Origin of the sequence: Serratia sp. CY71090, from assembly GCF_052166845.1 — a bacterium.
GTDB lineage: Bacteria > Pseudomonadota > Gammaproteobacteria > Enterobacterales > Enterobacteriaceae > Serratia > Serratia nematodiphila.
Genome location: NZ_JBJNOA010000008.1, coordinates 37,691 through 53,493 on the forward strand (window position 1 = coordinate 37,691; position 15,803 = coordinate 53,493).

At 62.1% G+C, this 15,803-nt stretch carries 12 protein-coding genes; 7 read left to right on the forward strand and 5 right to left on the reverse strand.

The features are described from left to right. Positions 1-26 precede the first annotated feature (26 nt). Together pstA and ACJ8OK_RS15725 are read right to left on the reverse strand one after the other, a co-directional pair. Positions 27-1,676: a phosphate ABC transporter permease PstA gene (gene pstA, locus ACJ8OK_RS15720; RefSeq protein ID WP_135638489.1), complete on the reverse strand. Its 1,650-nt coding sequence runs from the start codon at positions 1,674-1,676 to the stop codon at positions 27-29. Next, positions 1,673-3,844 (reverse strand): ABC transporter permease subunit, encoded by a 2,172-nt coding sequence (locus ACJ8OK_RS15725; RefSeq protein WP_442530671.1) that lies wholly within the window; start codon positions 3,842-3,844, stop codon positions 1,673-1,675. The genes pstA and ACJ8OK_RS15725 overlap by 4 nt, the downstream gene beginning before the upstream one ends. Positions 3,845-4,240: 396 nt before the next feature. On the opposite strand from ACJ8OK_RS15725, the gene ppk1 reads away from it, so the two are divergent. From ppk1 to ACJ8OK_RS15750, 5 genes are all read left to right on the forward strand, one after another. Continuing rightward, positions 4,241-6,304 (forward strand): polyphosphate kinase 1, encoded by a 2,064-nt coding sequence (ppk1, locus tag ACJ8OK_RS15730; RefSeq protein ID WP_004941606.1) that lies wholly within the window; start codon positions 4,241-4,243, stop codon positions 6,302-6,304. A gap of 10 nt (positions 6,305-6,314) precedes the next feature. Then, positions 6,315-7,865, forward strand: coding sequence for an exopolyphosphatase (gene ppx, locus ACJ8OK_RS15735; RefSeq protein ID WP_033632396.1), 1,551 nt, complete (start codon positions 6,315-6,317; stop codon positions 7,863-7,865). Positions 7,866-8,046: 181 nt separating this feature from the next. After that, a complete protein-coding gene (locus tag ACJ8OK_RS15740) occupies positions 8,047-8,229 on the forward strand; it encodes a YfgG family protein (protein WP_004941600.1) in 183 nt (60 codons plus the stop codon). 103 nt (positions 8,230-8,332) lie between these two features. Then, a complete protein-coding gene (gene mgtE, locus ACJ8OK_RS15745) occupies positions 8,333-9,766 on the forward strand; it encodes a magnesium transporter (RefSeq protein WP_004941597.1) in 1,434 nt (477 codons plus the stop codon). Between the two features lie 276 nt (positions 9,767-10,042). Further along, positions 10,043-10,396: a DNA-binding protein gene (locus tag ACJ8OK_RS15750; protein WP_048325280.1), complete on the forward strand. Its 354-nt coding sequence runs from the start codon at positions 10,043-10,045 to the stop codon at positions 10,394-10,396. Between the two features lie 8 nt (positions 10,397-10,404). Here ACJ8OK_RS15750 and alkA read toward each other — a convergent pair whose 3' ends face one another. Beyond that, positions 10,405-11,895, reverse strand: coding sequence for a DNA-3-methyladenine glycosylase 2 (gene alkA / locus ACJ8OK_RS15755; RefSeq protein WP_442530672.1), 1,491 nt, complete (start codon positions 11,893-11,895; stop codon positions 10,405-10,407). A 164-nt stretch (positions 11,896-12,059) separates the two neighbouring features. Between alkA and yegD the strand changes: the two genes are divergently transcribed. Together yegD and ACJ8OK_RS15765 are read left to right on the forward strand one after the other, a co-directional pair. Further along, positions 12,060-13,412: a molecular chaperone gene (gene yegD / locus ACJ8OK_RS15760; RefSeq protein ID WP_033632391.1), complete on the forward strand. Its 1,353-nt coding sequence runs from the start codon at positions 12,060-12,062 to the stop codon at positions 13,410-13,412. Positions 13,413-13,461: 49 nt separating this feature from the next. After that, a complete protein-coding gene (locus ACJ8OK_RS15765) occupies positions 13,462-14,028 on the forward strand; it encodes a GNAT family N-acetyltransferase (RefSeq protein WP_033632390.1) in 567 nt (188 codons plus the stop codon). Here ACJ8OK_RS15765 and ACJ8OK_RS15770 read toward each other — a convergent pair. Further along, entirely contained in the window at positions 14,025-14,642 is a 618-nt protein-coding gene (locus ACJ8OK_RS15770; RefSeq protein WP_033632389.1) for a pyridoxamine 5'-phosphate oxidase family protein, read from the reverse strand. The genes ACJ8OK_RS15765 and ACJ8OK_RS15770 overlap by 4 nt on opposite strands. A 61-nt stretch (positions 14,643-14,703) precedes the next feature. Beyond that, positions 14,704-15,657, reverse strand: a complete 954-nt coding sequence (locus ACJ8OK_RS15775; protein ID WP_033632388.1) for an aldo/keto reductase — start codon at positions 15,655-15,657, stop codon at positions 14,704-14,706. Between the last annotated feature and the right edge of the window lie 146 nt (positions 15,658-15,803).

Below are 15,803 nucleotides of genomic sequence, written 5' to 3' on the forward strand. Positions count from 1 at the left end.
CGCACTCCCCAAAAATAGCGTCATTGTTACTGCGACCATGCTCGGTACCGCTCCCTCAACGAATGGCGGATACCCATCGCCGCCAGATTCAAACTCACCACGATCGTCACCAGCAGGAAGGCGGTGGCGAACACCAGCGGTCGCGCCGCCTCTACGCTCGGGCTCTGGAATGCCATATCGTAGATCTGGAAGCTCAAATGCATGAACTTCCGCTCCAGGTGCAGATACGGGAAAATCTCGTCCACCGGCAGCACCGGCACCGATTTCACGACCCCCACCAACATCAGCGGCGCGGTCTCCCCGGCAGCGCGCGCCACCGCCAGGATCAGGCCGGTCATCATCGCCGGCGCCGCCATTGGCAGCACGATGCGCCACAGCGTCTCGGCCCGGCTGGCGCCCAGCGCCATCGAGCCCTGCCGCAGCGAGGCGGGAATGCGCGACAGCCCTTCCTCGGTGGCGACGATCACTACCGGCAGCGTCAGCAGCGCCAGCGTCAGCGCCGCCCACAGCACGCCGGGCGTACCGAAGGTTGGGTTGGGCAAGGACTCAGGATAGAACAGCTGATCGAGCGTGCCGCCAATCATGTAAACAAAGAAGCCGAGGCCAAAAACGCCGTAGACGATCGAAGGCACCCCGGCCAGGTTGACCACCGCGATGCGGATCACCCGCGTCAGCAGATTGTTGCCGGCATACTCGTGCAGATATACCGCCGCAATTACGCCAAACGGCATCACCACGATCGACATCAGGATCACCATCAACACCGTGCCGAAAATGGCCGGGAACACCCCGCCTTCGGTATTCGCTTCGCGCGGGCTGTCGGTTAGGAACTTCTTCACCTGCTCGCCCCAGTGTGCCAGCTTCTCGGTGGTGTTCATGGCGTTCGGGTACCAGGCATCGCGCACCTGGCTGAGCGGAATGGTCAACGTCTGCCCGTGCATGTCGCGCAGCAGCAACGCATCGCGCTGGCGATCGCGGTTCAGCCCCGCCAGACGTTCGGACAACAGCTGATACTGCCGCTGCAGCTCCAGCCGCTCGGCCTTGATGGCGTCCTGTGCGCGGGCGTCCAGCTTATCGTCGCGCTGCAGGCGTTTTTCCCGCAGCCGCAGCGCGTCAAACTGCTGATTGATGCGCGCCATGTCGCGGAATTGAATGTCGTGCGCCTGGCGCGAGAGCGCGGCGATTTGCGGCAGCCTTTGCTGCAACGCCTGCCCCAGATGGCGGCCGGTCAGCGGTTGCCCGTCTTCCAGCAGCCCCGCCAGATAGCCGTAGGCGGTGCCGTGGCTGTCGCGTTCCAGCACCAACAGGCTGCGCGGCGTGCTTTGGCTGCGGATATCGCTGGCCAGCAAGGTGCGGAAATCCTGCCCCTCGCGCTCGCGATTGCCGACCTTAATCAGATAGCGTTCGACGCTCTGCGCCTCGCCCGACGGCGTAACGCCCGCCTCGGCCAGCTGGCGCCGGGAAATGCTTTGCTGCTGATACAACTCGCCAATCACCGTCACCGGTCCGGCGCCGTTCTGATTCAGTTCGAACTGATAAACCGGACTCGGCCAGAAATAGCGCATCCCCTGTCCGGCCAGCAGCAACAGAATGCCGATCAGCGCCAGCAGGCTGACGGCCACCGAACCGGCGGTCAGCCATATCCACGGCGACCCGCTCTTCACCCAGTTCTTCATGGCGCCTCCTGATTCGGCGTGTAGCGCTTGCGCAGCCGCAGGCGCACCGCCTCCGCCAGCGTGTTGAACACGAAGGTGAAGACAAACAGCGCCAGCGCGGTCAGGAACAGCACGCGGTAATGGCTGCTGCCGGAGACCGCCTCCGGCATTTCAATGGCGATGTTGGCCGCCAGCGCGCGCAGCCCCTGGAACAGGCTGCCGTCGATAATCGGCGTGTTGCCGGTGGCCATCAGCACGATCATGGTTTCCCCCACCGCGCGGCCAAAGCCGATCATCAGCGCGGAGAAAATGCCGGCGCTGGCGGATGGCAGCACCACCTTGATCACCGTCTGCCACTGGGTAGCGCCCAGCGCCAAAGAACCCTGGCTCAGGGTCGCCGGCACGCTGAACAGCGCGTCCTCCGCCAGCGAGAAGATGATCGGCACCAGCGCGAAACCCATCGCCACTCCCACCACCAGCGCATTGCGCTGGTCATAATTATCCCCCAGCCAGAAATGCAGCGGCTCACCGAACAACGCCACCTCCAGCCGCGGCCCCAGGTTGAGCGCCAGCCACACCGTCAACGCCAGCAGCGGCAGCAGCAACAGCAGATCGACACCCGGCCGGCAGCGCGGCATAAAGCGATGGGTCAACGCGCCGCACAGCAACACCGCCGCCGCCAACAGCAGCGGCAACGCCAGCACCGCCAACAGATACTGCTCAATGATCGGCGCCAGCCAAATGCCGGCCACCAGCCCGATCACCACCGTCGGCAGCGCGCCCATCACTTCGATAGCCGGTTTGATCACCCGCCGCAGCCCCGGCGTCATAAAGTAAGCGGTATAGATGGCGCCGGCCAAGGCCAGCGGGATGGCGAACAGCATCGCGTAAGCCGCCGCCTTAAAGGTGCCGAAGATCACCGGCATCAGGCTGAATTTGGGTTGGTAACTGTCTTCGCCGGAGGTGGACTGCCAGACATAGGCCGGCTGCGGGTAGTTCTCATACCACACCTTGCCCCACAACGAACGCCAGGTGACGTCCGGATACGGGTTGTCGAGCGCATAGCGCTGCCAGCCCTGCGCGCTCTCCAGCAGCAGGCCATCGCCGCGCGGCGCGAACGCCATCTGCCGCACCTCGGCGCCCAAACGGGTATTCAGCAGCGGCTGCGGTTGAATGGCGGAGAACAGCGAGAAGCCGCCATCGAGCCGCAGGGTAGCGAACACCCGGCGGTAAGGCTCAGCCACCGTCAGCTCCTGCCCGTCGGCGCCGTGGTCGAAATGCTGCACCGGCGTCAGGCGCCAGCGCCGATCTTTTTCCACCTCGAACCACTCGCGCAGGTTGCCGTCGGCGCCCTTGATCAGCAGCGCGCTGCCGCCGGGCAGCGCCGTCATCTGATACGGGGCGTGTTCGCCAAGGGTACGCGTTTCACGCAGCTGCAGCTGTGCGCCGTCGATCTGATAACGCGCCAGCCGGTTGCCGGTCAGCAGATAAAGCTGGCGGCCATCCGGCGTCAGCACCAGTTGCTCTGCGTCGTGATCCAGCGGCCGCTCGCTGAACTGCGGCGGCCGGTCGGGGCTGAAGCGGCCGAACACCAGCCGCCGATCGTCGGTCACTCCGGCCAGCAGATACTGCCCGCGATGCGCATCCGCCAGCGACAGCAGTTTCAGCGGCTTGCGCTGTGGATCCAGCGCCAATGGCTGCTGCCCGAGCGGGAACTGCCACTGCGGCCGGCCGTTTTCCGCCGTGGCGAAATCCGCGCGCGCCACCACCAACCGGCCGTCGGCCTGCGCCAACGCGAACAGATCGCGCTCGCCGGCGGCCTGCGCGAGCAGCGTCGGTTTGGCCAACAGCGTCTGCTGCGCCAGCGGCGTCTGGGCCTGGCCGCTCGGCGCCGGCGTCAGACGATAAAATTGCCCCGCGCCCTGCGCGTCGATGCGATAACCGACGCGCTGCTGCACGTCCATGCCCAGCGCCAGCGCCGGGGCCGATACCGTGAACGGCAGCGGCTGCGCCTGGCCGAGCGAGGCGGGTTTGAACAACGGCAGCACCGCGAACAGCAGATAAACGAAGATCAGCATCAACGTCATCAGCACCATCAGCCCGCTGGCGGTCACTGCCGCCTGCACGCCGCGGTCGATGCGCCCGCGCATGCGATCTCGGGGATGTTGATTGGCCGTCGTCTGTGTCATGTGTCTCGCTGTCGCTGATGTAATCGGGCTTGCGCCGTAAGATAACCGGGCATCTTATGTCAGTTTTATGACGTTTGCATGACAAAGTTACCCGCCATAACTCAGGTTTTTTACACTGCCATCAGACAATATGAATTTGATATATTGCTGAAAAATGACCATAAACACGCTTTATAACGCCAAGAATAAGCCTGCTAACCGTCATTTCATGCTGATCATTTCACTGCCGGGCATCCCGCCGCGGGGAAAATTTATTGCCGCCGAAAAACGCCGCGCGCCAACGCAATGGATATGTTGGACTTTCCTGTCAATCTCTCGCAATAATGATGAAGGACACTAGAGCGGCATCCGGGCGCTGCGTCCCGGATCCTATTCTAAATTTGAACTGGAGTGGCAATGGGTCAGGAAAAGCTCTACATCGAAAAAGAACTAAGCTGGTTATCCTTTAATGAGCGCGTGTTGCAGGAAGCCGCAGATAAGAGCAATCCCCTGATTGAACGTATGCGTTTTCTGGGCATTTACTCCAACAACCTCGACGAGTTCTATAAAGTCCGCTTCGCCGATCTCAAACGGCGCATCCTGATCAGCGAAGAGCAAGGTTCCGCCGGTTCCTCACGCCATCTGCTGAAAAAGATCCAGGCCAAGGTGCTGAAAACCGATCAGGAGTTCGACGGTCTGTACAACGATCTGCTGCTGGAAATGGCGCGCAACCAGATCTTCCTGATCAACGAACGCCAGGTGTCCGAGAACCAGCAAATCTGGCTGCGGCAATATTTCAAACAGCACCTGCGCCAGCACATCACGCCGATCCTGATCAACCACGACACCAACCTGGTGCAGTTCCTGAAAGACGATTACACCTATCTGGCGGTGGAGATCATCCGCGGCGCGCGCATCGACTATGCGCTGCTGGAAATCCCGTCCGACAAGGTGCCGCGCTTCGTCAATCTGCCGCCGGAAGCGCCGCGCCGCCGTAAGCCGATGATCCTGCTCGACAACATCCTGCGCTATTGCCTGGACGATATCTTCAAGGGCTTCTTCGACTACGACGCGCTCAACGCCTATTCGATGAAGATGACCCGTGACGCCGAATACGATCTGGTCACCGAAATGGAATCCAGCCTGCTGGAACTGATGTCCTCCAGCCTGAAACAGCGCCTCACCGCCGAGCCGGTGCGCTTCGTTTATCAGCGCGACATGCCGAACGAGATGGTGGAGCTGCTGCGCGGCAAGCTGGGCATCTCCAACTACGATTCGGTGATCGCCGGCGGCCGCTATCACAACTTTAAAGACTTCATCAGCTTCCCGAACGTCGGCAAGGCCAATCTGGTCAACAAGCCGCTGCCGCGCCTGCGCCACATCTGGTTCGACGGTTTCCGCAACGGCTTCGACGCCATTCGCGAAAAAGACGTGCTGCTCTACTACCCGTACCACACCTTTGAACACGTGCTGGAGCTGCTGCGCCAGGCGTCGTTCGATCCGAGCGTGTTGGCGATCAAAATCAACATCTACCGCGTGGCGAAAGACTCGCGCATCATCGAATCGATGATCCACGCCGCGCACAACGGCAAAAAGGTCACGGTGGTGGTCGAGCTGCAGGCGCGCTTCGACGAAGAGGCCAACATTCATTGGGCGAAGCGCCTGACCGAAGCCGGCGTGCACGTGATCTTCTCGGCGCCGGGGCTGAAAATCCACGCCAAACTGTTCCTGATTTCGCGCCGTGAAGGCGATGAAATTGTGCGCTATGCTCATATCGGCACCGGCAACTTTAACGAAAAAACCGCGCGCATCTACACCGACTATTCGCTGTTGACCGCCGACTCGCGCATCACCAACGAAGTGCGCCGGGTATTCAACTTTATCGAGAACCCCTACCGCCCGGTCACCTTCGATAACCTGATGGTGTCGCCGCAGAACTCGCGCCTGAAGTTGTATGAGCTGATCGACAACGAAATCGCCAACGCCCAGGCCGGGGAACAGGCCGGCATTATGTTGAAAATAAATAATCTGGTGGATAAAGGGCTGGTAGATCGGTTATATACCGCGTCCGGCGCCGGCGTGAAGATCCGTCTGCTGGTGCGGGGCATGTGTTCCCTGATTCCCAACCTGCCGGGGATCAGCGACAATATTCAGGTGATCAGCATCGTCGATCGCTTTTTGGAACACGATCGGGTTTACGTTTTCGACAACAAAGGTGACAAACGGGTGTATCTGTCCTCCGCCGACTGGATGACCCGCAACATAGATTACCGTATCGAAGTGGCGGTATCGCTGCTGGATCCGGCGCTGAAACAGCGCGTTCTGGACATTCTGGAGATCCTGTTCAGCGATACGGTCAAGGCCCGTTATGTGGATAAAGAACTGAGCAACCAGTACGTGCCGCGCGGCAACCGCCGCAAAGTGCGCGCCCAGGTGGCTATTTACGAGTATTTAAAAGCTCTGGAACAACCAGGACAGTAGGCCAGCAACTATGCCGCTAAAAAACACTGCAACGAACAAACCGCAGGAAATCGCCGCCATCGACCTCGGGTCGAACAGTTTCCACATGGTGATCGCCCGCGTCGTCAACGGCGCCTTACAGGTATTGGGCCGTTTAAAACAGCGGGTGCATCTCGCCGACGGATTGGACAGCAACAACGTACTCAGTGAAGAGGCGATAGAACGCGGCCTGGCCTGCCTGGCGCTGTTTGCCGAACGGCTGCAGGGCTTCCCGGCGGATAACGTCACCATCGTCGGGACCCACACCCTGCGCCAGGCGGTGAACGCCGAAGTGTTCCTCAAGCGCGCCGCCAAAGTGATCCCCTACCCGATCGAAATCATCGCCGGCCAGGAAGAAGCGCGCCTGATCTTCATGGGCGTGGAGCACACTCAACCGGAGAAAGGCCGCAAGCTGGTGATCGACATCGGCGGCGGCTCCACCGAGCTGGTGATCGGCGAAGACTTCGAGCCGCTGCTGGCGGAAAGCCGCCGCATGGGCTGCGTCAGCTTCGCCCAGCTGTTCTTCCCGGGCGGCGAGATCAGCAAAAACAACTTCCGCCGCGCGCGGCTGGCGGCGGCGCAGAAGCTGGAAACGCTGGCCTGGCAGTACCGCATTCAGGGCTGGCAGTACGCGCTGGGCGCCTCGGGCACCATCAAGGCCGCCCACGAAGTGCTGGTAGCGATGGGTGAAAAAGACGGTCTGATCACCCTGGAACGCCTGGAAATGCTCGCCGAACAGGTGCTGCAGTTCAAAAGCTTCAGCTCGCTGAGCCTGCCGGGGCTGTCGGAAGATCGCCAATCGGTGTTCGTGCCGGGGCTGGCTATCCTGTGCGGCGTGTTCGATGCGCTGGCGATCCGCGATCTGCGCCTGTCTGACGGCGCGCTGCGTGAAGGCGTGCTGTATGAAATGGAAGGCCGTTTCCGCCACCAGGACATCCGCAGCCGCACCGCCAAAAGCCTGGCCGATCACTACAACATCGACCGCGAACAGGCCAAGCGGGTGCTGGAAACCACCGAGCTGCTCTATTCGCAGTGGATGGCGCAAAACACCAAGCTGGTGCATCCGCAATTGGAAGCCCTGCTGAAATGGGCCGCCATGCTGCACGAAGTGGGGCTGAGCATCAACCACAGCGGCATGCATCGCCATTCGGCCTACATTCTGCAAAACTCCAACCTGCCCGGCTTCAACCAGGAACAGCAGCTGCTGTTGGCGGCGCTGGTGCGTTTCCACCGCAAGGCGATCAAGCTGGAAGAGCTGCCGCGCCTCAACCTGTTCAAAAAGAAACACTACCTGCCGCTGATCCAGCTGCTGCGTCTGAGCACCCTGCTCAACAACCAGCGCCAGTCGACCACCACGCCGGAAACGCTGCGCCTGACCACCGACGACAACCACTGGACGCTGCGCTTCCCGGCCGGCTACCTGGCGCAAAACAACCTGGTGCAGTTGGACTTCGAGCGCGAGCAGGCCTACTGGAACGACGTCGTCGGCTGGAAGCTGCTGATCGACGAAGAAGGTTCGCAAGACGAACAGCGCTCCGCCTGATCCCCCGCCCCCTGCCAGCCAGGGGGTTTTTCTTTCCGCCCCCGCTCCGCCAACCTAAACGAAACCCTAATACGCCGCGCCGCTCGCCGGAAAAAAATGGACAACTTTTGTCATCAGCGCCTAAAATCCGGTTACAAATTCTCGAGCGAATAACACAGGACACCGGCATACCGGGTGATATATGCGCAAGAAAACCACCGGACAGATGACGAAGATAGTGTTGTTTATCAGCTTTATCATTTTAGTCGGCCGACTGCTGTACGCCGCCGTGGTGGCGGTGCCTCATCATCAGGAAAAAAAGCAGGCCGCTGCGCAAAACGCCGCCGAAGTCAGCGCGCCGCAACAGGACGCCTCCTCTGAATAACCGCCGCGCCCCGTCCGTTTCATAAAAATGACTCCGGCACTCGCTATGCTCTATCTTTTAATGAGCCTGCGTCAGGAACGCCGAGCGCCCGTTAAGGAACACCATGTCAGCCGCAACCCATAACGTCAAAAAAGTCGCTGAACACCGCCAGCGCATTCTCACTCTGTTGTTGAACAATAAGGAATTGGTCGACGGCATTCTCGGCCGGCCAGGGGATGAACACGCCCTCAGCCAAAGCGAACTGCTGAACCAGACGGCGGAAATCACCGGCCTGCTGGACGACATGCACGCCGCCGACCTGGCGGACCTGCTGGAGGCGCTGCCGCAGGACGAACGCATGGCGCTGTGGCGGCTGGTGGGCAACAGCAAGCGCGGCCAGACGCTGGTGGAAGTCGCCGAACCGGTCTGGGACAGCCTGATCGAGGAAATGAGCGATAAAGACCTGCTCAAAGCGATCAAAACGCTGGACGTGGACGAACAGGCCTATCTGGCGCAATACCTGCCGCGTAACCTGATGGGCCGGTTACTGACCTCGCTGGAGCCGGAGCAGCGCGCTCAGGTGCGCGAGATGAGCCAGTACGCCAAAGACAGCGTCGGCTGGATGATGGATTTCGAACTGGTGACGGTGCGGCCGGACGTCACGCTCGGCGCGGTACACCGTTTTTTGCGCATGCGCAAAACCATTCCCGACGCCACCGATAAACTGTTCGTCACCGATCGCAAAAACACCCTGCTGGGCGAACTGCCGCTCACCGCAGTGCTGCTGAACGACCCGGAAATCCCGGTGCGCGAAGTGATGGACAGCGATCCCGCCACCTTTCAGCCTGAGGACAAGGCCGATGAAGCGGCCGGCGCGTTCGAACGTTATGACCTGATCAGCGCCCCGGTGGTTGACGCCAAGGGCAAACTGATGGGCCGCCTGACCATCGAAGAGATCGTCGACGCCGTCAACGAAGAGAGCGACACCAACCTGCGCCGCATGGGCGGTTTGAGCCCGGAAGAAGACGTGTTCGCCCCGGTCAGCAAGGCGGTTAAAACCCGCTGGGCCTGGCTGGCGATCAATCTCTGCACCGCATTCATCGCCTCGCGGGTGATCGGCCTGTTCGAACACACCATTTCCCAGCTGGTGGCGCTGGCGGCGCTGATGCCGATCGTCGCCGGCATCGGCGGCAACACCGGCAACCAGACCATCACCATGATCGTGCGCGCGCTGGCGCTGCACCAGATCGAAGTCGGCAACATCTCGCGCCTGATGCTCAGAGAGTTGGGCGTCGCCATCATCAACGGCGTGGTGTGGGGCGGCATCATGGGCGTGATCACCTGGCTGCTGTACGGCGACGCGGCGATGGGCGGCGTGATGACGCTGGCGATGCTGCTCAACCTGCTGCTGGCGGCGCTGATGGGCGTGGTGATCCCGATGACCATGCTCAAACTGGGCCGCGATCCGGCGGTCGGCTCGAGCGTGCTCATCACCGCGCTGACCGATACCGGCGGCTTTTTCATCTTCCTCGGTCTCGCCACCCTGTTCCTGCTGTAATACGCCAAAAGCCGGCCCCGCGCCGGCTTTTTCCACCGGATAACATCGTTGAAAACGAGCCCTGATGATTCGCCAGAATACCAGAGCCCCCGCCGCCATTTGCCGCGCTCAAACCACGCCGTATTCCCTCATCCGTCACATTATGTTAACCAAGACAAAATTAGTGATATAAATAACACCTGAGGCTTAAACGATTAAGTAAGATGAAGCGCCCATGCGACTATCAGCGTATCCGTTGATTTTCCTCGGCATGTGATGGCTCAGGGATAAGGGACTATGGAAAAGAAATGGTTTTCCGCCAGGGAACTGATGGGTAAGGCGGGGTTGCCTTCAACTCCGCAGGGGGTCAATTTGATGGCCCGGCGTGAAGGCTGGGTCAGCCGCCGCCGCAGCGGCGTACAGGGCAAAGCGCTGGAATACCATATCGACAGTCTGCCGTTCGGCGCGCGCAGCCTGTCGGCGTTGCGCGAAACCGACCATCCGGATTACGACGTCAAACGCCAGGATCCGATACGGGTCTGGATCGAGTATTACTACCACCTGACGCCGGCCGAGCGGGAAAAGCTGCTGGCGTTCCTGATGCGCGAGGGCATGAGCCGCCTGCTGCAGCTGATCGACCCCCCTCGCTAGCTCTGCGTTCAACTCTCCCCTTCCGGCGACCAGTCGTCGTTGTGCCACAGATGCAGCGTGGCGTAAGAACGCCACGGGCGCCAACGTTCAGCGTAGCGTTCTATCTGGCGCGGCGTCATGCCGGGAAAACGCTGTTTGATCAGGTAATCGCCGGCCAGGAACACATCCGGCCACGACCAGGCGCGCATCGCGATATAGCTGGCGGTCCAGCTGCCGATGCCCGGCAGCGCGGTCAGCGCCTTGATGCCCTGTTCGATATCCAGCACGTTATCGAGCTGCAGCCGCCCTTCGCCCAGCGCGCGGGCGATCTCGATCAGCGCCGCCGCGCGCTTCAGCTGCACCCCGAGCGGGCGCAGTTCTTCGGGCTGCAGCTGCGCCACCCGTTCTGCGGTGGGGAAGACATGGGTGATGCCCTCATGCGGCGTCGCCAGGGCTTCCCCCCAGCGTTCAGCCATCCGCCCGGCGAAGGTCGCCGCCATTTTTACGCTGACCAACTGGCCCAGCACCGCCCGCGCCGCCTGCTCGAAACTGTTCACGCAGCCCGGCAGGCGCAATCCCGGCGCATCGGCCGCCAGCGAGCCCAGCGCCTCATTGATGCGATCCGGCGCGGCATCCAGATCAAACAGCAGGCGCACCCGGCGCAACACCTCCGTCGTCACCAGACTGAGCGCAGGCGCGATCTCTACCCGAACCCGATTGCGCGCTTCTTCCGGCTGCACGCTGACCCAGCCGCGGTGTTCCGTGCCGCCCAGGCTGACGGCGATCGAGCGCAGGTAGCGGCGTCCGTCGACCCGCTCCACGCCCTGCACGGCGCGCGCCTGCAAGAAATTCAGCATGCGCTCCCAGTCATAGGGCGGCCGATAGCCCAGGTGAAACACCAGCCCACTGGCGGCGGCCCGTTCACCGCGCGCGCCGCCGCTGCGCAGCGCTGACGGGATCAGGCGATAGCGCGCCTTGAACAGCTCGTTGAAACGCCGCAGGCTGCCGAATCCGGCGGCGAACGCCACCTCGCTGAGCGGCAGATCAGTGTCCGCCAGCAGGCGTTTGGCCTGCAGCAGCCGATGCGACTGCGCGTAATCGATCGGTGAGGCGCCAAACTGTTCGGCGAAAATGCGCCGCAGATGGCGATCGGAAATGCCCAGCCGCGCCGCCAGCGCTTCGCAGCTGTGTTCAGACAGATAGCCCTGCTCGATGAGCTGCACCGCCACCTGCGCATAGCGGTTGCCCAGGTCGATCAGCGCCAGGCCGGGCGCCAGTTCCGGTCGGCATTTGAGGCAGGGGCGAAATCCCGCCAACTCTGCCGCCGCCGCGCTCGGATAAAAGGTGCAGTTTTCCAGCTTCGGCGTGCGGGCGCTGCACACCGGGCGACAATAGATGCCGGTGGAAGAGACGCCGACGAAAAAACGGCCGTCGAATTTGCGGTCACGCGCGCGCAGCGCGTCGTACAACGCTTGCTGTTGAGTATTCATGGCAACGCTCGGGGTCGGTTTTTTCTGCATTATGGGGCTCGGCTGGCGTGCTGACGTGCGGAATTCGGACATTAAGTTAAGCACGCCGCCGCCGCGCCCGCTAAATTTTTCGACACTCGCGCATTGGCGCATTGCCCGCCGGCCCCGTCTCGGGTAAAGTCGCCCCCCTTCATTGGCATGGGGACAAAAAAGAGATGTTTATTGGATTCGATTACGGGACCGCCAACTGTTCCGTTGCAGTGATGCGCGACCACGGCCCCGAGCTGTTGACGCTGGAAAACAACGCGCCGTATCTGCCTTCGATGCTGTGCGCGCCGACCCGCGAAGCGGTGAGCGAATGCCTGCACCGCCATTGGCAGATCCCGACCGGCAGCGAAGAAAACCAGCAGTTGCTGCGCCGCGCCATCAGTTACAACCGCGAAGAAGACATTCCGGTCAACGGCGACAGCGTGCTGTTCGGTCTGCAGGCGCTGGCGCACTACATGGAAGATCCGGAAGAGGTGTACTTCGTGCGCTCGCCGAAATCCTTCCTCGGCGCCAACGGCCTGAAGCCGCAGCAGATCGCGCTGTTCGAAGACCTGGTGTGCGCCATGATGTTCCACATCAAACGCCAGGCGGAAAACGTGCTGCAGACCGGCATCGATCAGGCGGTGATCGGCAGGCCGATCAACTTCCAGGGCATCGGCGGCGACGAAGCCAACCGGCAGGCGCAGGGCATTTTGCAGCGCGCCGCCGAACGCGCCGGTTTCAAGGACATTGAATTCCAGTTCGAGCCGGTGGCGGCGGGGCTGGACTTCGAGGCGACGCTGAGCGAAGAGCAAACCGTGCTGGTGGTGGACATCGGCGGCGGCACCACCGACTGCTCAGTGCTGCTGATGGGGCCGCAGTGGCGCGACCGCGCCGATCGCCAGCAGAGCCTGCTGGGCCACAGCGGCTGCCGGGTCGGCGGTAACGATCTGGACATCATGCTGGCCTTCAAACAGCTGATGCCGCTGTTCGGCCTCGGCGGCGAAACCGCGAAGGGCATCGCCCTGCCGGCGCTGCCTTACTGGAACGCGGTGGCGACCAACGACGTGCCGGCGCAAAACGACTTCTACAGCGCCGCCAACGGCCGCGTGCTGCGCGATCTGATCCTCGACGCGGCGGAGCCGGAAAAGGTGAAACGCCTGCTGAAAGTGTACCAGCAGCGCCTGAGCTACCGACTGGTGCGTGCGGCCGAAGAGAGTAAGATCGCCCTGTCCGGCCAAACGGCCATCAGCGCGCCGCTCAATTTCGTGCAGGCCGATCTGGCGGAGAGCATCAGCCAGGATCAGCTCGCCGACGCCATCTCGCAGCCATTGATGCGCATTCAGGAGCAGGTCAGCGCCGCGCTGGCCAGCAGCCAGACCGCGCCGCAGGTGATCTACCTGACCGGCGGCAGCGCGCGTTCGCCGCTGCTGCGCGCCGCGCTGCAACAGCAACTGCCGGGCATTCCGATCGTCGGCGGTAACGACTTCGGCTCGGTCACCGCCGGGCTGGCGCGCTGGGCGCAAACGCTGTTCCGTTGACAGCCCAAGGGCGCGGCTCGCCGCGCCTTTGTTTATTGGAGGCCCTATCATGTCCACCTTGCTTACCCTCGACAGCGCCAGGCTGCGGCTGCGCCCCTGGCGCGACGACGATCTGCCGGCCTTCGCCGCGCTTAACGCCGATCCGCAGGTGATGCGCTATTTCCCGGCGACGATGACGGCCGAGGAAAGCCGCGCGCAGGCCGAACGCATCCGCGCCTTCATGCAACAACAGGGTTGGGGGCTATGGGCGGTGGAAGTGAAAGGCGGCGCGCCTTTTATCGGCTTTGTCGGGCTGGCGCGGCCGGGCGACGATCTGCCTTGCTCCCCCTGCGTGGAGATCGGCTGGCGGCTGGCGGCGGCTCACTGGGGCAACGGCTACGCCGCTGAGGCGGCGCGCGCCGCGCTGGCGTGCGCCTTCGACACGCTGCACTTGCCGGAAGTGGTGTCCTTCACCGCCGAAGATAACCAGCCGTCGCGCCGGGTGATGACGCGCATCGGTATGCGCTTCGACGGTGAAACCTTCCTGCACCCGCGCCTGCCGGCGGGACATCCGCTGCAAAAGCACGTCTTGTACCGGCTTAACCGGCAAACGTGGCGCGAACGCCACGGCGATTAATACAGCGTATCCTTCAGCCGCTGCGGCAGCGCGTTGTCGTACTCCTCACCGTCGAAGCGCGTTTGGCTCACCGCGGCCAAGATTTGGCCGGGGCTGGGCAGCGCCGAACGTTCGAGGCGGCGGCCCTCTTCCCACAACCCCGAACGCAAGATCGCCCGGCTGCACTGGAAGAACACCGCCTCCACCCGAATGCGCAGCACCGAACGCGGCAGCTGGTTGCGGTGGGCGAAGCGCTGCAGCACCGCCGGCGTCACCACGATCTCCGCCCGCCCGTTAATCCGCAGCGTTTCGCCGATGCCGGGGATCAGCAACAGCAGCGCCACCCGGTTATCGTGCAGGATATTGCGCAGGCTATCGATGCGATTATTGCCGCGCCGGTCCGGCAACAGCAGGGTTTTCTCGTCTTCGATCTGGATAAAACCGGCCGGATCGCCGCGCGGGGAGACGTCCATGCCGTCCGGCCCGACGGTTGAGAGGGCGGCAAACGGCGCCGCCTCGATAAACGGACGGTACGCCGGGTGGATATAGCTGACTTCTTTAAAAACCGAGGGCGCGGCGGGCTTGCCGTAAAGCTGTTCCAGCGCCGCGAGGTCGTTGATGATATCGCCAGACATTGCAGTTTCCTGAATAAGTCATATTGACCCCTTCAGCATAGAGCAAAATCGCCGGCGGCTCTTACTCAGCGCTGGCGTGGTTCAGCGTCTGAATGTCGTCCGCATCCAGCGTCAGGCGGGTGGCGCTGACCAACTCATCCAGCTGCGGCAACGAGGTGGCGCTGACGATCGGCGCGGTGATGCTCGGACGCGCAATCAGCCAGGCCAACGAGACCTGCGCCGGAGAGCTGCCGTGTTTGCCCGCCACCTGATCCAGCGCTGCCAGAATGCGGAAACCGCGCGGGTTCAGGTAGCGTTCGACGATGCGATCGCCGCGCTGGCTTTTGCCCTCGTCCGCTTTGCTGCGGTATTTGCCGGTCAGAAAACCGCTGGCCAGCGCGAAGAAATTGATCACCCCGAGCCCGTGGCGCTGCGCCACGCCTTCCAGCTCGGCTTCATACCCTTCGCGCGCATACAGATTGTATTCCGGCTGCAGGGTTTCGTAGCGCGCCAATCCGTTGTTCTCGCTCACCCGCAGCGCTTCTTCCAGGCGATCCGCCTGATAGTTGGAGGCGCCGATCGCCCGCACCTTGCCGGCCTTGATCAGCGCATCGAACGCCGCCAGCGTCTCTTCCAGCGGCGTATCGCGGTCATCGTCGTGCGACTGGTAGAGATCGATATAATCGGTTTGCAGGCGCCGCAGCGAATCCTCCACCGCCTGCTGAATATAGCGCGGCGACAGCCCCTGTTTGCCTTCGCCCATCGGTTTGCCCACCTTGGTGGCGATGATCACCTGGTCGCGCTTGCCGCTCTTCTTCAGCCATTCGCCGATGACGGTTTCCGATTCGCCGCCCCGGTTGCCCGGCGCCCAGCTGGAATAAACGTCGGCGGTATCGATAAAGTTGAGCTGATTGTCCACCAGCGCATCCAGCAGGCTGAACGAGGTCGCTTGATCCGCCGTCCAGCCGAACACGTTGCCGCCAAAGGTCAACGCCGGCACCTGAATGCCCGAACGGCCCAGTTGTTTCTTGCTCATCACAAAGGCTCCATGGGTTAAATGATTTGCCTGTTAATTATTAGCGCCAAATGCAGGAAACCGTTAAAACGTATTGGCTATAAGCTGAAACAAATCACTTATAAACATAGCACGCTCAAATCACCCACTTATTAAGACAATGCTGA